We start from the raw sequence: 24,535 nt of genomic DNA on the forward strand, positions 1-24,535 counted from the left end.
TATACTCGTATATTCTGAAATTTAGGAGTGTGTTATGCAACAAAAAATTGATCGACATGTGATTGCAGCAGTCATCGCGACGGGTCTCCTGTCCTTTTGTGGGGTGATCGTCGAAACTGCGATGAATATTACTTTTCCGACCTTGATGAATGATTTTAAGGTTGATACTGGAACAGTCCAATGGATGACCTCAATTTACCTGCTTTTAGTGGCGATTATTGTGCCCCTTTCAGCATACTTTAAGGCCACCATTAAGACGAAGACCCTCTTTTTGACGGCGATTAGCCTTTTTATCGGAGGGATTATCATTGATGCCTTAGCTGGTAATTTTGTCTGGTTATTGATCGGTCGGGCAATTCAAGGGATTGGGACCGGGATTTCCTTGCCGTTAATGTTTAACATTATTTTAGAGCAAGTTCCACAAAGTAAGATTGGGATGATGATGGGCCTAGGCAATTTAATTACGGGGATTGCTCCAGCACTTGGACCGACCTTTGGGGGCGTGGTGGTCGACCAATTGGGCTGGCGATGGGTCTTTTATTTATTATTACCATTATTGCTAGTCTCCTTAGTCCTTGGCGTTTGGGGGATTCGCCAAGGATCAAGCTTGCAAGCTCATCGCTTCGATGGAGCGTCTTTTGCTTTAATTATTGTTTTCTTCACGGCCTTAATGATTGGAATTAATCAGATGAGTGCAACGGCTTTTTGGTCGATGCCAGTAGCCGGTAGTTTAACCATCGGCCTAATTGCTTTAGTCATCCTCGTGGTGCGGTCGTTACGTATTGCTGATCCAATTTTACGGCTCGGTTTATTGAAAAACAAACGCTTTAGTGGGCACCTGTATGGCTTCTTTATGATGCAAATACTTTCGTTAGGGCTCGCCTTTTTACTCCCTAACTATATCCAGTTAGTCAACGGGAATTCCGCTATGTTGGCCGGCTTGATCGTATTACCAGCAGGCTTTGCGGGGGCGATCTGCGCTCCATTAGCTGGCTCTTGGTTAGATCATGTTGGACCACGAACCCCAATTTTAACGGGGATTAGCTTTAGTATCTTATCTTTGATCGCCTTTAGTTGGTTTGGCCAGTCCTTATCCAATGGACTAATCTTATTTATCTATATCGGCTACATGGCCGGGATGGGTGCTGGAATGGGCTGCGTGATGACTAGTGCTTTAGGTCAGCTAGGCCATGGCGAACAAACGCAAGGCAACGCCATTATGACCACCTTACAACAGTTTGCGGGGGCCTTAGGGACCAATTTAGTTTCGATGATTGTGGCTGCTAGTCAGATCGATACCGCTAGTCAAATGGCACGGACTACGGCGATCGGGACCCAACATGCTTTAATTGTGTTAATGATCTTATCCATTAGTATCGGGATAGTTTATTTCATCTCGATCCCCAAGGGAAAGTAGGCATCCGGATGAAATATTTCATTAGTGATTTAGATCACACCTTATTAAATGAGCAGGCCAAGTTAAGTCTAGAGACGATTAGAGTAATCAAGTCCAATCAATTACCATTAATGCTATGCTCGGCACGATTGCCAAGACAAATGGATCCCTTTATTCAGCAATTAGGCTTAACAGGTCCCCAAGTCGCCTTAAATGGAGCATTGGTTTTTGAAGGGATCGGGGGAGATCGTCGGATTCAAGCTAAACATGCCATTTCGCTATCCATTTATCAGCAAATTAAGGAGCTGATGAGGAAAAAGTTTCCAGACTATCCGGTAACTTGGATGGATGAAGAGAAATGGTATCTCCCACGCTTAACGGTCGATTTGACTCCGGAATTACAATATTGCCAAGCAGATGACTATATAATCGGGATGAATCAGCCACTAAATGACCCGTTATTACTATTGATAGTTATTCCAGATGCGGACCAATTTAAAGCGGTCTTTACATGCCTACAACAAACAGCTATTCCTGAAATTCAGGTGGTTAATTCAGGAGATGGCTATCTAACTATTACTGGACAAGGTGTTAATAAAGGACTCGCTCCCCAATACTTATTAGAGCATCATTTGGCTGCACCCAAAGAAATTGTAGCCTTTGGTGATGACGAAAATGACCTTCCAATGTTTAAACGAGCGGGGATATCTGTGGCCGTTGCTAATGCTGCCCCATCGGTTAGAATGCAGGCAGATATCGTAGGCGACACGAATGATAACGATGGGGTAGCTAGGATAATGGAGCGCTTACTCTAATAAAGTGACTTTCGGTTAGAACAAGTATTCATTTGATTGAAAATAAGTTATAATATCCACAGATTATGCAAAGGAGACGATCAAGCATGACTTGGAGAGACACTTATCAAGAATGGTTAAATTATGCAGATTTAGATGAAAACTTAAAGAATCAATTAACTGCAGTAACCGATGATGAAGAACTTGAAGATGCTTTTTATCAACCAATGTCATTTGGAACAGCCGGGATGCGGGGGTTGATGGGCCCTGGGATTAACCGCATGAACATTTATACGGTTCGTCAAGCGACAGAAGGGTTAGCTACGTTGATGGACAGCTTAGGTGATGAAGTGAAGCAACGGGGGGTTGCTATTTCATATGATTCACGGAATAATTCCCGGGAGTTTGCCCATGAGGCAGCTCGGGTGTTAGGAGCTCATCAGATTAAGTCATACATCTTTGATGATTTACGACCAACTCCAGAATTATCATTTGCCGTTCGTCATTTACATACCTATGCTGGAATTATGATTACCGCCAGCCATAATCCTAAAGAATACAACGGTTACAAAATTTACGGTGAAGATGGGGGACAAATGCCACCAAAAGAGTCTGATCAGATGACGACTTATATTCGTCAAATTGAAGATCTTTTTGCCGTGAAGTTAGCTGACGAAAGTCAATTACTAGCTGATGGGATTGAAGAAGTTATTGGCGAAGCTGTTGACCAAGCCTACTTAGACAATGCGAAAACCGTGACTGTTAATCAAGATTTGGCTAAAGAATATGGTAAGGATCTGAAGTTTGTTTTCACTCCCCTCTGTGGGACAGGGCGAATGCTTGGTGAACGAGCCTTACAACAAGCCGGTTTTACGAATTATGAATTAGTGGCAGAAGAAGCCAGCCCTAACGGTGATTTCCCAGGTTTGGAACATCCTAATCCCGAATTTCCAGAAGCTTTTGTGAGAGCGACGGCTTTAGGTAAACAAATCGATGCCGATTTGTTAATTGCAACCGATCCTGATGCCGACCGTTTAGGTTGTGCCGTTCGTCAACCAAATGGTGAATATCAACTTTTGACAGGTAACCAAATCGGAACAATTTTGTTTCATTACATTTTGGAAGCCCATAAGCAAGCCGGTGATTTACCTGCTAATGCAACGGCCGTTAAGTCAATTGTTTCCACCAATTTCGCAACGAAGGTGGCTGAATCATACGGGGTTGGCATGGTCAATGTCTTAACTGGTTTCAAGTGGATTGCCGATCAAATTCACCAATACGAAACACAACATAACCATACCTTTATGTTTGGCTTTGAGGAAAGTTTTGGTTACCTAATTAAGCCCTTTGTCCGGGATAAGGATGCTATTCAAGTCTTAGTGCTCTTAGCCGAAATTGCTGCTTACTATCGGAGTCGTGAGATGAACCTGTACGATGGGTTACAGGAACTCTTTGAAGAATATGGTTACTTTGAAGAAAAGACCATTTCTAAGACCTATGCGGGAATCGAGGGACCTAAGAAGATTGCTGCGATCATGACGAAGTTCCGTGAGGGGGCTCCAACTTCATTAGCTGGCCACCAAATTGTGGAAGCCGATGATTTTTCTAATAACACGAAGCGGTTAGCTAATGGAACGGTCGAAGAATTACAAATGCCAAATTCCAATGTCTTACGTTATGTCTTTGATGATGAGACTTGGATTGCGATTCGACCATCTGGAACCGAACCGAAATTAAAATATTATGTTGGGACCAGTGATAAATCACAAGCTGCAGCAGTGGCAAAGCTAGACCAATTTGTCCAGGATTTAACTGAATTTGCGGAAGCCTAAATCAATGAAACGATCTTTACCAACCTTAATTCCAATTTTGAGTAATTTAGCCATGTTTGTGGCGGGGATGCTCTTAGTGATGCGCTTATTTATTCCGATGATTATTTGTTTGCTACTTTATGTAGTAGCGGCTAGCTATCAATTTGCATGGATAACACGGATGCAAATGCGCCAAGAGGAACAATCAGAAAATAAATAGGTTTACCTGATTAGGGGAATGCATGTTCGTGTGTTAAAATTAGAATAATTATTGAATAAAAGGCTAGGATGATCCTAGCCTTTTATAGTACGGAGGATGGACATGATTTATCGACAAGCCGACCGACCATTTGAACTAGTTTCGAAGTTTCAGCCGACCGGTGATCAACCGGAAGCCATTCAACAGCTAACAGATGGTATTCAAGCTGGTGAGAAAGCTCAGATCTTGTTGGGAGCTACAGGGACTGGAAAAACCTTTACCATCTCTAATGTGATCGCCAATGTTAATAAGCCAACTTTAATTTTGTCACACAATAAGACTTTAGCTGGCCAATTATATGGGGAAATGAAAGAATTCTTTCCGAACAATGCGGTAGAATATTTTGTTAGTTACTATGATTACTACCAACCAGAAGCCTATGTCCCATCGAGTGATACTTATATTGAAAAAGATGCCTCAGTAAATGATGAAATTGATCAATTGCGGCACTCGGCGACGAGTTCTCTGATTGAACGTAATGATGTCATTGTGGTGGCTTCGGTATCTAGTATCTTTGGTTTAGGATCGCCAGCAGAATACCAAAATCACGTAGTTTCCTTACGGGTTGGTCAAGAAATTTCCCGCAATCGCTTACTACGAGAACTAGTCTTAATTCAATACGACCGCAATGATATTGATTTTCAACGGGGACGGTTTCGGGTCCGGGGCGATGTGGTTGAAATCTTTCCTGCTTCACGAGAAGAGCGGGCCCTACGGATTGAGTTTTTTGGTGATGAAATTGACCGGATTCGCGAGGTGGATGCTTTAACTGGTGAAGTTTTAGGTGACCGGGAACATGCTTCAATTTTCCCGGCTACCCACTTTATGACCAGTGAAGAAACGATGGAGGTTGCCCTGCCAGAAATCGAAGCCGATATGCAAAAACAGGTTGCCAAATTCACCAAAGAAGGTAAATTGCTTGAAGCCCAGCGGATTCAGCAACGAACCACTTATGATATTGAGATGATGCGCGAAATGGGCTATACCAATGGGATCGAAAACTATTCGCGCTATATGGATCGGCGAAAGCCCGGCGAACCACCTTACACATTGTTAGACTTCTTCCCAAAGGATTTTCTGTTAATTGTCGATGAATCTCATCAAACAATGCCTCAAGTTCGCGGGATGTACAATGGTGATAAAGCGCGAAAGGAAATGTTAATTGATTATGGTTTCCGTTTACCAAGTGCTTTGGATAATCGGCCCTTAAAACTGGCCGAATTTGAACAACATGTTCATCAAGTCATTTACATGTCAGCCACACCCGGCCCTTATGAAGAAGAACAAACCCAAGACGTGGTGCAACAAATCATTCGGCCAACGGGGTTGCTGGATCCAACTATCGAAGTTCGACCGGTAATGGGGCAAATTGATGATTTAATTGGTGAGATTAATACTCGCGTGGAGAAAAATGAGCGAGTTTTGGTAACGACCTTAACTAAGAAAATGTCAGAAGATTTAACCGATTATTTGAAAGATGCTGGTTTAAAGGTCAAGTATTTACATAGTGATATTAAAACCTTGGAACGGACTGAAATTATTCGGGATTTACGACTAGGTAAATTTGATGTTTTAGTCGGGATTAACTTGTTGCGGGAAGGGCTAGATATTCCAGAAGTTTCTTTAGTGGCAATTTTAGATGCTGATAAGGAAGGCTTTTTACGGAATGAGCGATCATTAATTCAAACCATTGGTCGGGCAGCACGAAATGCTAACGGAGCAGTAATTATGTATGCTGATACAGTTACTGATTCGATGCAAGCTGCCATTACTGAAACCAAACGGCGGCGAACGATTCAAGAGGCCTATAACCAAACACATGGGATTACGCCACAAACGATCATTAAACCAATCCGAGAAGCGATTAGTGCGGTTAAACCGGTTGAAGATACAAAAGAAGATCAATCGGCAGAATTTACGGAAAAAGACTTTATGCAACTAAGTAAGGCTGATCAGCAAAAGATGCTGGATGATTTAAATGAGCAAATGCGTTCAGCAGCTAAACGATTAGACTTTGAACAGGCGGCGATTTTACGGGATACCGTGATGGAATTAACCGCGAAGATGAAAAAGTAGGAGACAAAATGGCGACAAACGATAAAATCAAGATTCGGGGAGCACGTTCTCATAATTTGAAGAATATTGATGTTGATATTCCTAAAAATAAATTAGTTGTGGTTACCGGATTATCAGGCTCGGGGAAAAGTTCACTCGCTTTTGATACCTTATATGCCGAAGGCCAACGACGCTATGTGGAAAGTTTATCAGCTTATGCTCGTCAGTTTTTAGGTCAAATGGATAAGCCGGATGTAGATTCTATTGAAGGTCTTTCACCAGCAATTTCCATTGACCAAAAGACGACCTCGCATAACCCGCGTTCAACGGTCGGAACGGTGACGGAAATTAATGACTTCCTGCGCTTATTATGGGCTCGGGTGGGGACCCCGATTTGTCCCAATGATCACATTCCAATTACTAGTCAATCCCCTGAACAAATGGTTGATCGGGTGCTTGCGTTGCCAGAAAGAACTCGATTGCAAATCTTGGCACCAGTAGTCCGTGGGAAACGAGGAACCCAGCAAAAGATCTTTGAAAAAATCAAAAAAGATGGTTTTGTACGAGTGCAAGTTGATGGTCAAACCTATGATTTGGAAGAAGTTCCTGAACTCGACAAAAACAAGCAACACGATATTAACGTAGTGGTTGATCGGATCGTGGTCAAAGAAGGAGTTCGATCCCGCCTTTTTGATTCTTTTGAAGCTGCGCTACGTTTGAGTGATGGCTTTGCAGTTGCTGATGTGATCGGAGGCGAAGCCATTCCCTTCTCCGAACAATATGCTTGTCCAATTTGTGGTTTTACCGTGGGCGAGCTAGAACCACGTTTATTTTCTTTTAATGCGCCGTTAGGAGCCTGCCCAACTTGTGAAGGCCTGGGTTCTAAATTAGTAGTTGATATTGATTTAGTGATTCCAGATCGGACAAAAACCTTGCGAGAAGGGGCACTTGAACCATGGAACCCGATTTCGTCAAAATACTATCCTAGTTTGTTAGAACAATTTTGTGAGAGTGAAGGAATCGATTTAGATACGCCTTTTAAACAACTTTCCAAACATCAACAACAGCAATTATTATATGGTAACGGCGATAAGCAATTTCATTTCTATTTCGAAAATGATTTTGGTGGGGTACGGGATGTTGATGTCGAATTCGAAGGGGTGATGAACAATGTTGACCGACGTTATCGGGAAACAAATTCGGACTTTACCCGTGAAGTGATGCGTAAGTATATGGCCGAATTACCTTGCCCTGACTGCCATGGCTATCGTTTAAACGAGAAAGCCTTATGTGTCCAAGTGGCTGATCATAATATCGGTGAGATCTCGGAATTGCCAATTAGTGAAGAATTACCATTTTTTGCTGATATGGAATTAAGTGAACAGAAAATGGCAATTGCTAGACCAATTTTAAAAGAGATCGTTGATCGGCTTACTTTCATGCAAAATGTTGGTGTTGAATACCTGACCTTAAGTCGGGCGGCACGGACTCTTTCAGGTGGGGAAGCTCAACGGATTCGGTTAGCAACTCAAATTGGCTCTAACTTATCAGGAGTGATGTATGTACTTGATGAACCTTCGATTGGGCTCCATCAACGTGATAACGATCGTTTAATTGCTTCATTAAAGAAGATGCGCGATCTCGGCAATACCCTAATTGTGGTAGAACATGACGAAGATACCATGTTGGCGGCAGATTATATTGTAGATATTGGTCCAGGAGCCGGAGAAAAGGGCGGTCAAGTGATGGCAACGGGAACGCCTAAGCAATTAATGCGTTCTAGTAAATCGCTAACGGGGAAATATTTAGCTGGGAAGCTGACCATTCCGGTTCCAACGACTCGTCGGTCCGGCAATGGGAAAAAGATCACCATTAAGGGGGCCCATGAAAACAACCTCAAAGATATTACCGTTGATTTTCCATTGGGTAAATTTGTAGTAGTGACTGGTGTTTCTGGTTCCGGGAAATCCACCTTAGTCAACACGATTTTAAAGCGGATCTTATCCCAACAATTAAATCGGTCATCTGATAAACCAGGAGCTTACCGATCCGTAGCCGGAGTAAAAAATGTCGAAAAGGTGATTGATATTGATCAATCACCAATTGGACGCACTCCCCGGAGTAACCCCGCTACTTATACCGGGGTCTTTGATGACATCCGGGGACTATTTGCACAGACGAATGAAGCTAAATTACGAGGCTATAATAAAGGACGCTTTAGTTTTAACGTTAAAGGAGGACGGTGCGAAGCCTGCAAGGGTGACGGGATTATTAAGATTGAAATGAATTTCTTGCCCGATGTCTATGTGCCGTGTGAAGTTTGTCATGGGACCCGTTATAATTCAGAAACCCTCGAGGTTCAATATAAGGATAAGAATATTGCCCAGATTCTCGATATGACGGTTTCGGAAGCTTTAGAATTCTTTAGTGCCATTCCAAAAATTAAACGGAAGTTACAAACGATTGAAGATGTTGGCTTAGGATATGTTTCGTTAGGTCAACCGGCAACGACTTTGTCAGGAGGGGAAGCCCAACGGATGAAATTAGCCTCTGAATTACATCGTCAATCAAATGGTAAGAGTTTCTATATTTTAGACGAACCAACCACTGGGTTGCACATGGATGATGTTAAACGTCTGTTAGCGGTCTTACAAAGGCTAGTTGATGCTGGTAATACCGTCCTCGTGATTGAACATGATTTGGATGTGATTAAATCCGCAGATTGGTTAATTGATCTTGGCCCAGAAGGTGGCGCTGGCGGTGGTCAAGTGGTGGCCACTGGGACGCCGGAAGCAGTTGCCCAAGTTACCAATAGTTACACTGGTCAATATCTCAAAGAAATGCTTGATCGCGATCAAGCACGCATAGAGAAGGGGAAATAAATGCAATATAATTTTTGCCCGAAATGTGGTCATCCATTAGAACAAGTGACAATTGATAACGTTCAACGAGATGTGTGTCCACAAGGAGATTATACCCATTGGAATGACTGTACCATTAGCGCCGGAGGTGTTTTGCTTAAGGACGATCGAGCTTTGTTAGTCCGGCGGACCCAAAATCCTGGCAAAGGGAATTGGATTAATCCCGGCGGTTTTGTGGAGCAAACTGATCACTTAGACGAAGCGGTGACTCGCGAATTTGCTGAAGAATTGGGAATTCAGGTTAGAGCTAACCAGGTTGTGATGGTCGGTGATCAACCGCGCGAAAATGCTCATAATGTTTATGTAACTTTTCAAGTTGAATATCTAAGTGGGAAAATTAGACTGAATTCAGAAAATGATGCCTATGGTTTTTATTCTCTAGCTGAGATGGATACGATGCAGGTACCTGATTTTACGAAAGAAGTTGTGAAAGCGACCTTGTCGTCACAAGTTAAGTTACAACGAAATCCCTTGGACGAACTGCTGCTAAGTGGATATCGGTTCTTTAATCGATAAAAAATTAATGAGGTTGGTTCTTCCCAGCCTCATTTTTAGAAAGCAAGGATGCCTAACTATTAATGACACACCCGGTATGTTAAACTAATAAAAGAATTGTGAGGGGGAAGAAAGATGGACCAGCAATTAGAAGTGGTAGTTATCACTGGGATGAGTGGTGCCGGCAAAACCGTCGCGGTACAGAGCTTTGAAGATAGCGGTTATTTTGTGATTGATAATATGGTACCTAGTCTGGCACCACGCTTTATTGATGTGATTGAAGAATCTCATCAATTTTCAAAAATTGCTATGGTGATGGATGCTCGTTCACAATCTTTTTATGATAGTATTTTGCCTTTGATTCATCGACTCCGTGCTCGCGAAGACATTACCATGCACTTACTCTTTTTGGATGCTGATGACGTCAAGTTAGTGGCTCGCTATAAAGAAACCCGGCGTGAGCACCCGCTTAGCGAAAATGATGGGGTGATGTCAGGAATTCAACGGGAACGGCAATTATTGGCTACCATGAAAAGTGAAGCTGACCTAGTGGTAGATACGACCACCCTTACTCCGCGTCAACTAAGACTGCGGCTCCAGGATTATTTTGGCGATGGGGAAACTGACCAATTTTATATCAATGTGATGTCCTTTGGCTTTAAATATGGGCTTCCTTTAGACGCAGATATCGTGATGGATGTTCGTTTTTTGCCCAACCCCTTTTATTTACCAGAATTAAAACACTTGACCGGTAATGATCAAGCAGTTCAAGATTACGTTATGCAAACTAGCGAAGCCCAAGCTTTTTATCGTCATTTTCTAGCGCTGTTGATGACTACTCTTCCAGGTTATATTAAAGAAGGTAAAAGTAGTTTGACCATCGCTATTGGCTGTACTGGTGGACAACACCGTTCAGTTACCATGGCGAATCGTTTATCAACGGCCTTAAGTGAAGCCGGCTATCAAGCTAGCGTCCATCACCGTGATGTAGAAAAAGCACAGTAGGAAGGATTTGTCATGTTTCATAAACCAAAAGTTGTGGTGATTGGCGGGGGGACTGGATTGCCAGTAGTTTTAAGTGGCCTGCGTGATCATAATGTGGATATTACGGCTGTGGTGACCGTCGCCGATGATGGGGGTTCGTCAGGAATTATTCGTGATTATATCAACGTGGTCCCACCTGGTGATATCCGAAACGCAATGGCCGCCCTGTCTGAGTTATCAAATTTAGAATTAGATATTTTTCAATACCGTTTTAAGAGTTCGGACCGTTTTTTTGCCGGACATGCGATTGGAAATTTAATTATTTCGGCCCTTTCGGAAATGAAGGGCGGGATTTTTGAAGCGGTTCAAGAATTGACTGATCTGATGAAGGTTAATGGACGGATTTATCCAGTTGCTAATGAGCCTTTAGTATTAAATGCTGAATTTACTGATGGCACGCAAATGGCAGGAGAATCTGAAATTACTCGCGCCCATAAGAACATTAAGCGAGTTTGGGTGACGACGGATGGAGACGACCATGAACCGCAGGCCGTACCAGCGGTGATTGATGCGATCTTAGAAGCTGAACAAGTGGTAATCGGGCCAGGAAGCCTGTTCACCAGCATTTTACCCAACCTCATGATAAAAAACGTTCAAGCTGCTTTGAAAGCTACGAAGGCGGAAATTATCTACATCTGTAATATTATGACGCAAAAAGGGGAAACTGACGGCTTTACGGATGCCGATCACGTTCGAGTTTTAAATTATCATTTAGGATATCATTTTATTGATACCATCTTAGTCAATAGTGAACGAGTTCCCGAGGATTACATTAATTTCCAAGAATGGAATGAGATTTCTTCCCCAGTTGGTCACGATTTCCAAGGATTGCGAGATCAAGACTGCCGGGTTATTTCATCGAATTTCTTACGGTTACGTGACAATGGGGCTTTTCATAACCAGAATTTAATTGTGGACGAATTGATTAATCGACTTCATGATGTTCATTAATAACAAATAGGCAGTCAAAGGACGGTGGACAAATGTCATACGCCAGTGAAGTAAAAAAAGAATTAACCGGAATTGAGGTACGGGATCAAAACGCGCGGGCCGAGTTAATGGCATTAATTCGGATGAATGGCACCCTGGGGATTGCTAATCATGAAATGACGCTTAATATCCAAACGGAAAGTCCGGCGATCGCCCGCCGTATTTATTCTTTAATTCGCCAGCTTTATCAGGTGGAGTGCGATATTTCAGTGCGACGCAAGATGAAATTGAAAAAGAATAATACCTATGTGGTCCGCTTAAATTACCATGCCCAAGACATCTTAGGCGATCTAGGGATCTTGGAAGATTTTCAGATTAAGGAACGGGTGCCCGTTGAATTATTAGCGGATGATTTAATGATTCGCTCATATCTGCGTGGCGCATTTCTAGCCGGGGGGTCAGTTAATAATCCCGAAACTTCGCGTTATCATCTAGAAATCTATTCATTATATGAAGAGCATAATGAAATGATTGCTGAAATGATTAATCAATATGGCTTAAATGCTCGGATGACGAATCGTCGGAGTGGTTACATTGTATATTTGAAAGAGGCTGAAAAGATTGCTGATTTTCTACAATTAATTGGGGCCACAACCAGCATGTTGAAATTTGAAAATATCCGAATTGTAAGGGATATGCGCAATTCGGTGAATCGCTTGGTTAATTGTGAAAATGCAAATCTGGATAAAATTGCCAATGCGTCCAATAAGCAAATTGAAAACATTAAATATATTGATGCTCGAGTGGGTCTGGGGAACCTACCTGAGAAGTTACGGGCAATTGCTGAAACGCGATTACAGCATCAAGAAGTGAGCTTAAAAGAACTTGGTGAATTGGTGCCAGGCGGGCCAATCTCAAAATCAGGCGTTAACCATCGCTTGCGAAAAATTAATGACTATGCTGATCAATTGCGGGCGGAAGCATAAAAAAACTGAGGCTGGTGAAGAATTTCTTCACCAGCCTCAGTTTTTTGGATCCAATTATTTTAATTCGTTACTGTCCATAATACCATCAAGTAAGCCATATTCCACAGCTTCTTGGGCCGTTAAGTAGTGGTCACGTTCAGTATCTTGTTCCACTTTATCGAATGGTTGTCCAGAATTCTTAGCTAAAATCTCGTTAATCATCTTCCGAGTCTTCAAGATTTCTTCTGCAGCAATTTGGATTTCCGTTTGTTGTCCTTGTGCTCCACCAGAAGGTTGGTGAATCATGACTTGAGAGTGTGGTAATCCAAATCGTTTGCCCTTGGCACCCGATGATACCAAGACGCTAGCCATTGAGGCAGCCATTCCGATTACGATCGTTTGAACATCCGATTTGATGAAATTCATCGTATCGTAAATGGCCATTCCTGAAGTCACAACCCCACCAGGTGAATTAATGTATAAATAAATATCCTTGGTAGAATCTTGGGCATCTAAGAAGAGTAGTTGGGCAACGATTGAGTTAGCCATATCATCTTCAATTGGACCCGAAAGCATAATAATCCGGTCTTTTAATAACCGAGAATAAATGTCATAAGCACGTTCGCCACGTGACGATTGTTCAATGACAGTTGGCACTAAGTTCATAATGCGGCCTCCTTATATTTAGCACTCGTTAGTGTTATTTGCTAACGTATGCCAATAGTTTACGCCGTTGGTCAAAAAAGGTCAAATAATATGTCAGTGAAGTTAAAACTTTTATATTTTTGGTTAATTTGACAGCATCCTATAATCGTTATAAAATACTTTTAATTTTTTATTAAAAATAAAGGAGCCTACTCATGGGAAAATCAAGAAATCTTGATACTGCATTCTTCGGGCAACCGCGTGGTTTATCAACCCTGTTTTTCACGGAAACCTGGGAACGATTCTCTTACTACGGGATGCGGGCAATTTTACTGTACTATATGTACTATGCTGTTAGTCAAGGTGGTTTGGGCATGGACCAAGCCACGGCGGCTTCATTGATGTCGATCTATGGTTCGCTGGTTTATCTATCCAGTATCGTTGGTGGTTGGCTATCAGATCGGGTCTTTGGATCTTATTGGACCGTTTTTTATGGTGCTTTACTGATTATGTTTGGTCACATCTCCTTATCACTACCATTTGGTCAGGGGGCTTTATATGCTTCCATCGCCTTTATCGTGGTGGGATCTGGGCTAATGAAACCGAATATTACCAACATGGTGGGGAAGTTATACTCTGAAGAAGATGCCCGGCGTGATGCTGGTTTTTCACTTTACTATTTTGGGGTTAACTTTGGGGCCTTTATTGCTCCAATTGCCGTGCCATGGGCTGCAGGTGGATTTGGTTTCCACGCCTTTGGTGCTCACCAAAATTTCCATGCCGGTTTTTCTTTGGCTGCGATCGGGATGTTTATTGGTTTGGTCCAATACTTAATTGATGGGAAAAAATATATTTCACCTCAAAGTTTAGTTCCAACGGAGCCAATCGAAAAGGAAAATCTACGGCGGGTGGTTACTTGGATTGTTGCTGGTCTGGTGGTTGTGCTAGCCTTCTTAGGTGGCCTCTTCCTAGTTGGTCAACTTAATATTGAGAACATTATTAACATGGTGACGGTTTTAGCCTTTATTGTGCCGATTGCTTATTTTGTCATCATGTTGAAGAGCAAAGAAGTTACGTCCAAAGAAAAGAAGAAGGTTCAGGCATACATTCCATTATGGATTGCTGCGGTAGCCTTCTGGAGTATTGAAGAATCAGGATCCGTTGTTTTGGCCTTATTCGCAGCACAACGGACTGTTCTACATATTGGTGGTTGGCATTACTCAGCTGCTAACTTCCAAGTCCTGAATCCATTATTCATCATGATCTTGACGCCAATCTTTGTTTGGCTATGGAATAACTGGAAGAATCAACCTAGTTCACCGAAGAAGTTTTCTGGTGGATTGATCTTTGCGGGGGCCTCATATATTTGGATGGCCTTGCCAGGGATTATCCATGGAACAACTGCAGGTAAGGTTAGTCCATTCTGGTTAGTTGGTTCTTGGTTCATCTGTATGATCGGGGAAATGTTACTCTCACCAATTGGTTTGTCAGTAACTGCTCGACTTGCTCCGAAGGCTTATAGTTCACAAATGATGAGTTTATGGTTGTTAGCCGATGCGGCGGCCCAAGCAATTAATGCGCAAATTGTTAAGTTTTACAGTACCGGGACAGAAGTTCCATACTTCTTATCAATTGGGGCCGTTAGTGTTGTCTTAGGGATTGGTTTATTATTAATCTCGAAGAAAATCTTCTCCTTGATGGAGGATGAAGCCTAATCGTTTGATTTTATTTTAATTTTATATTTGCTTTTTATGGCTAAATCGTGTAACATGATTTCTGTTGTAAAAAGCAAATAATTATGCGCCCTTAGTGTAATGGATCGCACGTGAGATTCCGGTTCTCGAGATCGGGGTTCGACTCCCCGGGGGCGCATTTGTTGTATCTTAAGGTATAACAGTTGCCCCAGTGGCGGAATTGGCAGACGCGCAACGTTCAGGTCGTTGTATGGGTAACCATGTACAGGTTCGAATCCTGCCTGGGGCATATAGAATAGTATGAAAAAGACCAACTCCATTGGTAAAATGAAGTTGGTCTTTTACTAATTACTGTAGCTTACCAAAGGCCTGTTCTAAAATCTCAATTTGAGCAATGGTCTCCCAATCTTGAACTACTTTCGGCTGGTGGTTGGCGATACTTTCATAAACGGCCTCATACATCCGTGCATAATCCCCAACTTCAGACACCACTTTTTCTTCATGGTAGTTGCCTAGATCATCATAGTAGGTCAAGGCCCCATAGTGTTCCGGTTGATAAAGTCCAAAATCCGGATGATCGTTAGTTGGCAAGTAAAATGTTTTAAATCAATTTCTTGCCGATCTTCGGTTTCTTTAACAAACATCCCTTTAGTCCCGTAAGCCACAAAAGTGGGGCGAGCTTTAATGCGAAAATAACTGGATCGAATCGAAACCTTGAGATTTTGGTAGTTAAAGTCCAGATCGAAGTAATTGTTCATTTTGTTGGCGCCTAATAATTGACGGACATCATAATTAATTTGTTGTGGTTGTCCCCAATAGGAAATCATTTGGTCGACAGTATGACAAGCGTGGGTATAAAGAAAGCTACTAGTCCAATCTAAATCAGTCGAATTTACCGGAATCTCTGGTCGATAATAGTCGTAATTATCTTCAACTTCCAGTAGGGTACCTAATTTACCACTTTCGATCACTTTTTGCGTAGTGAGAAAATCACTATCAAAACGCCGATTTTGATAGGCCTGAATAAAGAGTCCGCGTTCCTTGGCTAATCGGAACAATTCTTCGGCTTCAGCTTTCGTCCGAGCAAACGGCTTTTCCACTAGCACATTTTTACCATGATCAAGGCATTTTTTAGCATATTGATAGTGGAATTCCGGTGGTGTGGTGATGACGATTAAATCTAAAGTATCATCCTGATACAAATCATTGAGATCTTGCGTATAGTGGACCTGTGGAAGTTTTTCCCAAGGTCCATCAAAGTGGCGGGCAAAGATTGTTTTAAGGATAAATTTCCCTGACTTCAGCATAAAGGGTAGATGGTAACGGTTAGTGCTTTTTCCATTACCTAAATAAGCGATGTTTAACATCAGAACCTCCTAGTTCAAAAAAAGGGCCAATGACAAACCGGTTAGCTTGTCATTGGCCCTTAAACATTACTTTTCATCGGCAGGCGTTTCCTTAGCCCACTTACGAATAGCATCAATCTTCTTTTGCTTTTGAGTTTGCTTGTACTTTGAAGCAATTGGACGACGTCCTTGTACACCATGTGGATGTGCTTTACGCATTGGAATGTGCCTCCTTTTTAATTTCGTATAATCAACTTTTCCAATTATACATAACCGCGCCTGAAAGATCAACCATTATCCAACAATAAATCATTTATATTGCAATGGACATTTGATCATAAAACCAATAGAATAGTAGATGTTGTTTAAAGTTTGCATTCTGTAAAAAAGGCAGTGTTTCGCTTGTACTTTTTTGAACAAGAGTGCTAGACTATACATGTAAATTATTTTCCTAAAGGAGGAACTTACAGTATGACTGTAAAGATTGGTATTAACGGTTTTGGTCGGATTGGTCGTTTGGCTTTCCGGCGGATTCACGAACTAGGCGCTAAGGATATTGAAGTGGTTGCAATCAACGACTTGACTACTCCTGCAATGTTAGCATACTTACTTAAGTATGACTCAACTCATGGTGCCTTCCCTGGTGAAGTTAGTGCTACCGAAACTGGGATCGTTGTTGATGGCAAGGAATACCCTGTATACGCAGAACGCGATGCAAAGGATATTCCTTGGGTTAAGAACGATGGTGTTCAATTCGTGCTTGAATGTACTGGATTCTACACTTCAGAAGAAAAGGCTAGTGCTCACCTTGAAGCCGGTGCAGAACGTGTCTTGATTTCAGCACCTGCTGGTAACATCAAGACTGTTGTGCCAGGTGTTAACCTTGACACTTTAACTGCTGATGACAAGATCGTTTCAGCTGCTTCATGTACGACTAACTGTCTTGCACCAATGGCTTACTTCATGAACAAGAACTTTGGTGTTAAGGCTGGTACCATGACTACTATCCACGCCTTCACTTCAACTCAAATGATCTTGGATGGACCTCGTGGTAGCAAGATGCGTAACAACCGGACTGCTAGTGTTAACACTATTCCTCACTCAACTGGGGCTGCTAAGGCTATTGGTTTAGTTGTTCCTGAATTAAATGGTAAGCTTCAAGGACACGCTCAACGGGTTGGTGTTGTTGACGGTTCCTTAACTGAATTGGTAACGGTCTTAGACAAGAAGGTTACGGTTGAAGAAGTTAACGAAGCTATGAAGAAGGCTACTGAAGATAACGAAGCCTTTGGTTACACTGAAGACGAAATCGTTTCAAGTGATATCATTGGTTCAACTTTCGGTTCAGTATTTGATCCTTCACAAACTGAAGTTACGACTGCCGGTGACACGCAATTAGTTAAGACGGTTGCTTGGTATGACAACGAATACGGTTTCACTTCAAACATGATCCGTACTTTGTTACACTTCGCAACTCTTTAATGCGAATATTGTAGTCTCATGAAAGGTGGACGGAGCAATCCGCCCGCCTTTTCACTAGGAGGGAAATGAATGGCTAAATTAACAGTTGAAGACCTTCAATTAGAAGGAAAAAAAGTTTTAATGCGGGTAGACTTTAACGTGCCAATTAAGGATGGGGTTGTTGGTGACGATAACCGGATCGTGGCCGCTTTGCCAACGATCAACTATGTCCTTGATCATGGTGGCCGTGCGGTCTTGTTCTCACACTTGGGTCGGATTAAGTCAGAAGATGACAAGCCAGGTCTTTCAATGAAGCCAGTGGCTGCTAAACTTGAAGAACGGCTTGGTAAGCCTGTGCAATTCGTTCCAGCAACTGAGGGAACTGAATTAGAAACGGCGATTGATCAATTAGAAAATGGTCAAGTATTGGTCTTTGAAAATACCCGGTACGAAGACGTGGTTAATGGTGAATACGTTAAGCGTGAATCGGGAAATGATCCAAAACTTGGCGAATACTGGGCTTCTCTTGGTGATGTCTTTGTTAATGATGCCTTCGGGACAGCTCACCGTTCACACGCTTCCAATGTCGGCGTTGCAACGGCAATGAAGGCTAATGGTAAGCAAGCGGCCGCTGGATTCTTAATGGAAAAGGAAATTAAATTCCTTGGGAATGCGGTTGATAATCCAGTTCACCCATTTGTTGCAATTCTTGGGGGAGCTAAGGTTTCTGACAAGATTGGGGTTATTGATCACTTACTAAACAAGGCTGATAAGGTTATTGTTGGTGGTGGTATGACTTACACCTTCTATGCTGCCAAAGGAATTAAAATTGGTAATTCCTTAGTTGAAGAAGACAAGATTGATGTTGCTAAGGAAATTATGGCTAAGGCGGGCGATAAGTTAGTATTGCCAGTTGACAGTGTTGAAGCTGATAAGTTTGCTAATGATGCTGACACGAAAGTGGTTGAAGGCGACATTGATGATGGCTACATGGCTTTAGACATTGGTCCTAAGTCAGTTGCAGAATTTAAGGACGTGTTAAAGGATGCCAAAACCGTGGTTTGGAATGGACCAATGGGTGTCTTTGAAATGTCAAACTTTGCTAAAGGGACACTTGAAGTTGGTGAATTCTTAGGCACCTTAACGGATGCTACGACGATTGTTGGTGGTGGGGACTCCACCGCAGCCGCTAAACAATTAGGTATTTCGGATAAATTAACTCACATCTCTACAGGTGGTGGGGCTTCCTTGGAATACCTTGAAGGTAAGACCTTACCAGGAATTGCCGCAATTTCTGACAAATAATGATTAAATAAGAGGCTGGGGGACACCTAGCCTTTTTATGTATGAGGAGGTTTAAGATGCGTACTCCAATTGTGGCAGGAAATTGGAAAATGAATAAAACCGTTGCCGAATCGGTGGAGTTTGTTAGGCAGATTAAAACGGCCTTGCCCCCAGCAACGCAATTGGAAACCGCGCTTGCGGGGCAACCAATTGCTTTAACGGCTATGTTAGAAGCTGCACAGGGCAGCCCGTTAAAGATCGCTGCCGAAAATTGCTATTATCAAACCAGTGGTCCATACACTGGTGAGACAAGTCCGACTGCTTTGTATGCGGCGGGGATTCATCATGTTATTTTGGGTCATTCTGAACGGCGACAACTTTTTCATGAAGATGACCAACTCATCAACCGGAAAATTAAGGCGGCAATTGCAGCAGGAATTTGCCCCATTGTTTGTTGTGATGAGACGATGGGCCGCTTAATCACTAGTCAACGCGTCGAGTGGGTGGTAGCACGGATTTTGGATGATCTAAAAGGACTTACCGCTCAACAAGCTGAGCAGGTGACGATTGCGTATGAACCGACTTGGGCCATTGGGTCAGGAGAAAGTGCCGATCCTAGCCAGGCCGAAGAGGGATGTTACCTAATTCGCCAAACCTTGGGGCATATGTTTAATGAAACGGTGGCTAGACAGACGCGGATCCTCTATGGTGGTAGCATTACCCCTGATAATATTAAGCAAATGATGGCGAAACCAGATATTGATGGCGTCCTTGTTGGTGGGGCGAGTTTAGATCCGCGAACCTTCTTGGAACTCGTGAATTTTAATGACTAAAATCCTTGTTTTAAGATGCACAAAATAATACAATGAAACTGTAAGCAAATTGCTTGGAATTAAAGAAATAGAGGAGATCTATATAAATGTCACTTATTACAGATATTTATGCTCGTGAAGTCTTAGATTCACGTGGTAACCCAACTGTCGAAGCGGAAGTTTACACTGAAGCTGGTGGTGCTGGACGGGGAATTGTTCCTTCTGGTGCTTCAACTGGTGAACACGAAGCGGTTGAACTTCGTGATGGTGATAAAGACCGTTTTGGCGGGAAGGGTGTTTTAAAGGCCGTTGCTAACGTTAACAACGTTATCGCTAAGGAATTGGTTGGTATGGAAGTTACTGACCAAGTTGCCATTGATAAGGCTATGATTGCTCTTGATGGAACTCCAAACAAGGGTAAGTTAGGGGCTAACGCAATCTTGGCTGTTTCATTAGCTGCTGCTCGGGCCGCTGCTGACGAATTAGAAGTTCCTCTTTACAACTACCTTGGTGGTTTCAATGCACATTTGATGCCAACACCAATGATGAATGTTATCAACGGTGGTGCTCACTCTGATAACAAGGTTGACTTCCAAGAATTTATGATTATGCCAGTCGGTGCTAAGAGTGTCCGGGAAGCAATCCGGATGGGTTCCGAAACTTTCCACGCTTTGAAGAAGGCCTTGGAAGCTGATGGTAAGGCTACTGCGGTTGGTGATGAAGGTGGTTTTGCTCCTGACTTTGCTAACAACGAAGAACCATTTGAATACTTAATCAAGGCGATTGAAGCTGCTGGTTACAAGCCTGGTAAGGACGTTGCTATTGCTGCTGACGTGGCTGCTTCCGAACTTTGGAACGACGAAGACAAGAAGTACAAGCTTCGTTGGTCAACTGGTGAAGAATACACCACTGAAGAATGGATCGAATACTTAACTGGCTTGATCGAAAAGTACCCAATTGTATCAGTTGAAGATCCAATTGACGAAAACAACTGGGATGACTGGGTAACCATTACTGATAAGCTTGGTAAGAAGGTTCAATTAGTTGGTGATGACTTCTTTGTTACTAATACTGAATACCTTGCTAAGGGGATCAAGATGGGGGCTGCTAACTCAATCTTGATCAAGCTTAACCAAATTGGTACTTTGACTGAAACAGTTGAAGCTATTGAAATGGCTAAGGAAGCCGGTTACACTGCTATCGTTTCTCACCGTTCTGGTGAAACTGAAGACACAACGATTGCTGATTTAGTGGTTGCTTTGAACGCTGGTCAAATCAAGACTGGTTCAATGAGCCGGACTGATCGTCTTGCAAAGTACAACCAATTAATGCGGATTGAAGACAACCTTGGTGACGTTGCTCAATACAAGGGAATCAACTCATTCTACAACTTGAGTGAACAAACCCGTGAAGAAATTGAAAACAAGTAATTTGCGCTTGTGAAAAAAGAGGTTCCGAACAATTTTAGTTCGGAACCTCTTTTTTGTTTGGATTAAATTTGCGAATGACTCCAGATTGCAATATAATTCATGATTGTGAGGAAAAAAGATACGGAGGTTTGTGATGAGTAATAAATCATCAGGTGCGCCTGAGTTGTCCCGTTCGATGACGGCAGGACAAATGGAAATGATTTCTCTAGGTGGTGCCATTGGAGTGGGGTTGTTCATGGGATCGACATCAACGATTAAATGGACCGGTCCTTCAGTTATCTTGGCCTATGCCTTAGTCGGGATAGTCTTGTATGTCGTGATGCGAGCTTTGGGTGAAATGATTTATATTAATCCCGGAACTGGATCGTTTGCCGATTATGCTGCCGAGTATGTGCATCCGATTTTTGGTTATCTCGCTAAATGGGCCAATGTGTTTGAGTACATAGTTGTTGGGATGTCAGAAGTCGTGGCGGCTACGGAATACTTACAATATTGGTGGCCGCATTTACCAGCTTGGGTATCAGGGATTGTGATTATTCTCTTCTTAGCTCTCGCCAATTTAGTGAGTGTGAAAGCCTATGGAACGATGGAATTTTATTTTGCCATGATTAAGGTGGTCACGATCATCCTAATGATCTTGCTAGGCTTTATGGTTATTTTCTTCGGCTTTGGTAATGGTGGACATCCGACTGGCTTTAGTAATTTATGGTCACACGGTGGCTTCTTTACGGGTGGCTGGACTGGTTTCTTTTTTGCCATGTCGATTGTCGTTGGTTCATATGAAGGGATTGAACTACTGGGAATTTCAGCTGGTGAAGTAGCTAATCCGCAAGAAGCGATTGTTAAATCCGTTAAATCTGTCTTATTTCGAATTTTGATTTTCTATGTGGGAGCAATTTTTGTAATTGTGACCATTTATCCATGGAATCAACTGGGGAGTGTTGGCTCGCCTTTCGTTTCAACTTTTGCCAAAGTTGGGATTACAGCGGCGGCCTCGATTATTAATTTCGTGGTTTTAACGGCAGCTTTATCAGGTGCCAATTCCGGAATTTATTCTTCCAGTCGGATGTTGTTTAAATTAGCGCATGAAGGTGACGCCCCAAAGATCTTTGGCCGTATTTCCAAACGGATTATTCCTGATGCCGCGATCTTAGGAATCTCTGGTGGGATCTTAATTGGCTTCATTTTAGATATTTTGGCTACGGTCTTTAATAAGTCGACTTCCAATATGTTTGTGGTGGTCTTCAGTTCATCGGTGTTACCAGGAATGATTCCTTGGTTCGTAATTTTGCTGGCCGAAATGCGGTTCCGGCGTAATAATCCCGAAATTATGGCGACGCATCCATTTAAATTACCTTTATATCCATTGTCCAATTATTTTGCCTTTGCAATGTTGACCTTGATTGTGATCTTTATGTTCGTCAATCCAGATACGCGAATTTCAGTTATTGTGGGTGCATTAGTTCTGATTGTGGCAACGATAGTTTACTTAATTCGTTATGGTAAGGATGGTCATCCGGATCTTGATAAATCCTGACCTGATGATTAAAATGGGCGGTGTTTAGGAGCGAAAAATCGCTCCTTTTTTGTTGAAGTTGGAAGTGCTAAACTATTCTCGTAACGGAGGCTATGATGAAAGAACAACGTTTAGTAACCTTAAAATATAATAATTTCCGGCAAATCGGTTTAGCGATCGTGATTGGTTTATTGGCTGGATTAGTAGTTAGCTGTTTTCGCCTTTTGATCCAAAAGGCCTTAAATTTAGTCCTTTTATTATTCGAGTTCTTTCATCATCAGCCAATCTGGTTGATTCCGTGGGCAGTTATCAGTGTGCTAATGGCACTTTTTTTAGGATGGCTTTGTCAAAATTATCCTGATATTAAGGGGTCGGGGATTCCACAAGTGGAAGGTCAACTAATGGGCGAATACGAAGAAGCCTGGTGGCCCGTGTTATGGCGAAAATTTCTTGGCGGGGTCTTTGGCATTGGCGCTGGTTTGTTTTTAGGGCGTGAAGGTCCGTCCATTCAATTAGGTGCTACAGTTGGCCAAGGAATTGTCGAACGACGGACCTTGACTCCAGTTGAACGTCGAGTTGGTATTGCTAGTGGGGCGGCCGCTGGTTTGTCAGCCGCTTTTAATGCTCCCATGGCGAGCGCGATGTTTATTTTAGAAGAGGTCTATCATAATTTCTCGCCCTTAGTCTGGATGTCAGTGTTTATTAGTGCCTTGTGTTCCAATTTTGTTTCCATGCAATTTTTTGGCTTACGTCCGGATCTAGATGTTGCTCATGAAGCTGTGTTACCGGCTGGTCAGTATTGGCAATTACTCCTGTTAGGAATTGTTTTGGGGGTCATGGGACGCTTATATCAGTATGTCGTTGTCCGCTTAGGGAAGTGGAGTCGACTAGTAAAATGGTTTAAACCCCAATGGTATCCAATTGTTCCTTTTCTGTTAGTGATTCCCATTGCCTGGTATTTACCCATCACTTTAGGGGGCGGCAATGAGTTAATTGTCAATTTAACGAAATTACCGGTCTCGGTTTGGTTCTTCTTGGGGTTGTTCGTCTTACGCTTCGTCTTTTCAATGATTTCATACGGGGCTGAAATTCCAGGCGGGATCTTTTTGCCCATTTTGACCCTTGGAGCCGTACTCGGCGCATTTTATGGGGCTTTCATGATTCGATTTATGGGCTTTCCCCAAAATCTATTACCTAACTTTATTATTTACGCAATGGCGGGATATTTTGCCTGCATTAGTAAAGCACCTTTTACGGCCATTTTATTAATTACTGAAATGGTTGGTTCTTTAGCTCATTTAATGCCCTTGGCGGTAGTTTCAATGGTGGCCTATTTGGTCGTTGATTTATTGAATGGCCAACCGGTTTATAATGAGATGTTGCAAAACTTTTTACAACATAAAAAGATTATGTTTAAAGGGATGACCCAGATGACAACTTCCATTTATGAAGGCTCGCGCTTAGTGGACAAGATGATTAAAGAAGTTGAATGGCCAGCTGGTTGCCTAATTTTAAGCATTTGGCGGGGTGAAGAACAGATCATTCCTCGTGGTGATACGAAGTTGAAGGTTGGGGATACTTTAATCATTGAATTAACTGATCAGGATCAACAAGCACATAAAGCGACTATTAATCAATGGGCGCATGAGATGGTAGTGTAATGTTTTAATAGGTTGT

General features: G+C 42.4%; 19 protein-coding genes, 2 tRNA genes and 1 pseudogene. 19 read left to right on the forward strand and 3 right to left on the reverse strand.

Translation table 11 applies throughout. From position 1 onward, the window contains the following. The first annotated feature begins 34 nt into the window (after positions 1 to 34). The 10 genes from FC60_RS00525 to whiA all read left to right on the forward strand — a co-directional run bounded on the left by FC60_RS00525 (position 35) and on the right by whiA (position 12,691). Positions 35 to 1,417 (forward strand): MFS transporter, encoded by a 1,383-nt coding sequence (locus FC60_RS00525; RefSeq protein ID WP_056936582.1) that lies wholly within the window; start codon positions 35 to 37, stop codon positions 1,415 to 1,417. Between the two features lie 8 nt (positions 1,418 to 1,425). Then, positions 1,426 to 2,211, forward strand: a complete 786-nt coding sequence (locus FC60_RS00530) for a Cof-type HAD-IIB family hydrolase (protein WP_056936583.1) — start codon at positions 1,426 to 1,428, stop codon at positions 2,209 to 2,211. A gap of 86 nt (positions 2,212 to 2,297) precedes the next feature. Beyond that, positions 2,298 to 4,022: a phospho-sugar mutase gene (locus tag FC60_RS00535; protein WP_056936584.1), complete on the forward strand. Its 1,725-nt coding sequence runs from the start codon at positions 2,298 to 2,300 to the stop codon at positions 4,020 to 4,022. Between the two features lie 4 nt (positions 4,023 to 4,026). Then, complete coding sequence (locus tag FC60_RS00540) at positions 4,027 to 4,221, forward strand: hypothetical protein (RefSeq protein ID WP_056936585.1); 195 nt, start codon at positions 4,027 to 4,029, stop codon at positions 4,219 to 4,221. A gap of 102 nt (positions 4,222 to 4,323) precedes the next feature. After that, positions 4,324 to 6,336, forward strand: a complete 2,013-nt coding sequence (uvrB, locus tag FC60_RS00545) for an excinuclease ABC subunit UvrB (RefSeq protein WP_056936586.1) — start codon at positions 4,324 to 4,326, stop codon at positions 6,334 to 6,336. A gap of 8 nt (positions 6,337 to 6,344) precedes the next feature. Then, the gene (uvrA, locus tag FC60_RS00550; protein ID WP_056936587.1) at positions 6,345 to 9,197 is read left to right on the forward strand and encodes an excinuclease ABC subunit UvrA; all 2,853 of its coding nucleotides are present in this window, start codon (positions 6,345 to 6,347) and stop codon (positions 9,195 to 9,197) included. Beyond that, complete coding sequence (locus FC60_RS00555; protein ID WP_056936588.1) at positions 9,198 to 9,752, forward strand: NUDIX hydrolase; 555 nt, start codon at positions 9,198 to 9,200, stop codon at positions 9,750 to 9,752. A gap of 114 nt (positions 9,753 to 9,866) precedes the next feature. Beyond that, positions 9,867 to 10,736, forward strand: a complete 870-nt coding sequence (rapZ, locus tag FC60_RS00560) for an RNase adapter RapZ (protein ID WP_056936589.1) — start codon at positions 9,867 to 9,869, stop codon at positions 10,734 to 10,736. Between the two features lie 12 nt (positions 10,737 to 10,748). Beyond that, positions 10,749 to 11,726, forward strand: coding sequence for a gluconeogenesis factor YvcK family protein (locus FC60_RS00565; RefSeq protein ID WP_056936590.1), 978 nt, complete (start codon positions 10,749 to 10,751; stop codon positions 11,724 to 11,726). A gap of 32 nt (positions 11,727 to 11,758) precedes the next feature. Then, positions 11,759 to 12,691, forward strand: coding sequence for a DNA-binding protein WhiA (gene whiA, locus FC60_RS00570; protein WP_056936591.1), 933 nt, complete (start codon positions 11,759 to 11,761; stop codon positions 12,689 to 12,691). 54 nt (positions 12,692 to 12,745) lie between these two features. Here whiA and clpP read toward each other — a convergent pair whose 3' ends face one another. Then, a complete protein-coding gene (gene clpP, locus FC60_RS00575; protein ID WP_007121721.1) occupies positions 12,746 to 13,336 on the reverse strand; it encodes an ATP-dependent Clp endopeptidase proteolytic subunit ClpP in 591 nt (196 codons plus the stop codon). Between the two features lie 194 nt (positions 13,337 to 13,530). On the opposite strand from clpP, the gene FC60_RS00580 reads away from it, so the two are divergent. The 3 genes from FC60_RS00580 (at position 13,531) to FC60_RS00590 (ending at position 15,298) form a co-directional block, all read left to right on the forward strand. Then, positions 13,531 to 15,030 carry a peptide MFS transporter gene (locus tag FC60_RS00580; protein WP_056936592.1) on the forward strand — a complete coding sequence of 500 codons (1,500 nt, stop codon included), beginning with the start codon at positions 13,531 to 13,533 and terminating at the stop codon, positions 15,028 to 15,030. Positions 15,031 to 15,115: 85 nt separating this feature from the next. Next, positions 15,116 to 15,187 (forward strand) — tRNA-Arg (locus FC60_RS00585). Positions 15,188 to 15,214: 27 nt separating this feature from the next. Then, positions 15,215 to 15,298: transfer RNA gene (locus tag FC60_RS00590), tRNA-Leu, on the forward strand. 59 nt (positions 15,299 to 15,357) lie between these two features. Here the strand turns inward: FC60_RS00590 and FC60_RS00595 are convergent. Further along, positions 15,358 to 16,376 (reverse strand): annotated as a pseudogene (locus FC60_RS00595) (Gfo/Idh/MocA family oxidoreductase). A 66-nt stretch (positions 16,377 to 16,442) separates the two neighbouring features. Further along, positions 16,443 to 16,574, reverse strand: a complete 132-nt coding sequence (locus FC60_RS09745) for a hypothetical protein (RefSeq protein WP_268871574.1) — start codon at positions 16,572 to 16,574, stop codon at positions 16,443 to 16,445. 252 nt (positions 16,575 to 16,826) lie between these two features. Between FC60_RS09745 and gap the strand changes: the two genes are divergently transcribed. The 6 genes from gap to FC60_RS00625 all read left to right on the forward strand — a co-directional run bounded on the left by gap (position 16,827) and on the right by FC60_RS00625 (position 24,519). Further along, complete coding sequence (gene gap / locus FC60_RS00600) at positions 16,827 to 17,837, forward strand: type I glyceraldehyde-3-phosphate dehydrogenase (protein WP_056936593.1); 1,011 nt, start codon at positions 16,827 to 16,829, stop codon at positions 17,835 to 17,837. Positions 17,838 to 17,906: 69 nt separating this feature from the next. Continuing rightward, positions 17,907 to 19,121, forward strand: a complete 1,215-nt coding sequence (locus tag FC60_RS00605; protein WP_056936594.1) for a phosphoglycerate kinase — start codon at positions 17,907 to 17,909, stop codon at positions 19,119 to 19,121. Positions 19,122 to 19,177: 56 nt separating this feature from the next. Further along, positions 19,178 to 19,933, forward strand: a complete 756-nt coding sequence (gene tpiA, locus FC60_RS00610; protein ID WP_056936595.1) for a triose-phosphate isomerase — start codon at positions 19,178 to 19,180, stop codon at positions 19,931 to 19,933. An 86-nt stretch (positions 19,934 to 20,019) separates the two neighbouring features. Further along, on the forward strand, positions 20,020 to 21,342 hold the full coding sequence (gene eno / locus FC60_RS00615) for a phosphopyruvate hydratase (protein ID WP_007122609.1): 1,323 nt from the start codon (positions 20,020 to 20,022) through the stop codon (positions 21,340 to 21,342). Positions 21,343 to 21,475: 133 nt separating this feature from the next. Continuing rightward, complete coding sequence (locus FC60_RS00620; protein ID WP_056936596.1) at positions 21,476 to 22,879, forward strand: amino acid permease; 1,404 nt, start codon at positions 21,476 to 21,478, stop codon at positions 22,877 to 22,879. Positions 22,880 to 22,974: 95 nt separating this feature from the next. Next, a complete protein-coding gene (locus FC60_RS00625; RefSeq protein ID WP_056936597.1) occupies positions 22,975 to 24,519 on the forward strand; it encodes a ClC family H(+)/Cl(-) exchange transporter in 1,545 nt (514 codons plus the stop codon). Positions 24,520 to 24,535 lie beyond the last annotated feature (16 nt).

It is taken from the genome of Limosilactobacillus gastricus DSM 16045, assembly GCF_001434365.1.
GTDB lineage: Bacteria > Bacillota > Bacilli > Lactobacillales > Lactobacillaceae > Limosilactobacillus > Limosilactobacillus gastricus.

Excerpts from the sequence above, each read along its gene's own strand:
- eno (WP_007122609.1), top strand. The coding sequence starts at position 20,020 with ATGTCACTTATTACAGATATTTATGCTCGTGAAGTCTTAGATTCACGT.
- clpP (WP_007121721.1), bottom strand. The coding sequence starts at position 13,336 with ATGAACTTAGTGCCAACTGTCATTGAACAATCGTCACGTGGCGAACGT.
- FC60_RS09745 (WP_268871574.1), bottom strand. The coding sequence starts at position 16,574 with ATGCGTAAAGCACATCCACATGGTGTACAAGGACGTCGTCCAATTGCT.
- FC60_RS00620 (WP_056936596.1), top strand. The coding sequence starts at position 21,476 with ATGAGTAATAAATCATCAGGTGCGCCTGAGTTGTCCCGTTCGATGACG.
- FC60_RS00625 (WP_056936597.1), top strand. The coding sequence starts at position 22,975 with ATGAAAGAACAACGTTTAGTAACCTTAAAATATAATAATTTCCGGCAA.
- uvrB (WP_056936586.1), top strand. The coding sequence starts at position 4,324 with ATGATTTATCGACAAGCCGACCGACCATTTGAACTAGTTTCGAAGTTT.
- FC60_RS00525 (WP_056936582.1), top strand. The coding sequence starts at position 35 with ATGCAACAAAAAATTGATCGACATGTGATTGCAGCAGTCATCGCGACG.
- rapZ (WP_056936589.1), top strand. The coding sequence starts at position 9,867 with ATGGACCAGCAATTAGAAGTGGTAGTTATCACTGGGATGAGTGGTGCC.
- FC60_RS00565 (WP_056936590.1), top strand. The coding sequence starts at position 10,749 with ATGTTTCATAAACCAAAAGTTGTGGTGATTGGCGGGGGGACTGGATTG.
- FC60_RS00580 (WP_056936592.1), top strand. The coding sequence starts at position 13,531 with ATGGGAAAATCAAGAAATCTTGATACTGCATTCTTCGGGCAACCGCGT.
- FC60_RS00530 (WP_056936583.1), top strand. The coding sequence starts at position 1,426 with ATGAAATATTTCATTAGTGATTTAGATCACACCTTATTAAATGAGCAG.
- FC60_RS00540 (WP_056936585.1), top strand. The coding sequence starts at position 4,027 with ATGAAACGATCTTTACCAACCTTAATTCCAATTTTGAGTAATTTAGCC.
- FC60_RS00535 (WP_056936584.1), top strand. The coding sequence starts at position 2,298 with ATGACTTGGAGAGACACTTATCAAGAATGGTTAAATTATGCAGATTTA.
- FC60_RS00555 (WP_056936588.1), top strand. The coding sequence starts at position 9,198 with ATGCAATATAATTTTTGCCCGAAATGTGGTCATCCATTAGAACAAGTG.
- tpiA (WP_056936595.1), top strand. The coding sequence starts at position 19,178 with ATGCGTACTCCAATTGTGGCAGGAAATTGGAAAATGAATAAAACCGTT.
- whiA (WP_056936591.1), top strand. The coding sequence starts at position 11,759 with ATGTCATACGCCAGTGAAGTAAAAAAAGAATTAACCGGAATTGAGGTA.
- FC60_RS00605 (WP_056936594.1), top strand. The coding sequence starts at position 17,907 with ATGGCTAAATTAACAGTTGAAGACCTTCAATTAGAAGGAAAAAAAGTT.
- gap (WP_056936593.1), top strand. The coding sequence starts at position 16,827 with ATGACTGTAAAGATTGGTATTAACGGTTTTGGTCGGATTGGTCGTTTG.
- uvrA (WP_056936587.1), top strand. The coding sequence starts at position 6,345 with ATGGCGACAAACGATAAAATCAAGATTCGGGGAGCACGTTCTCATAAT.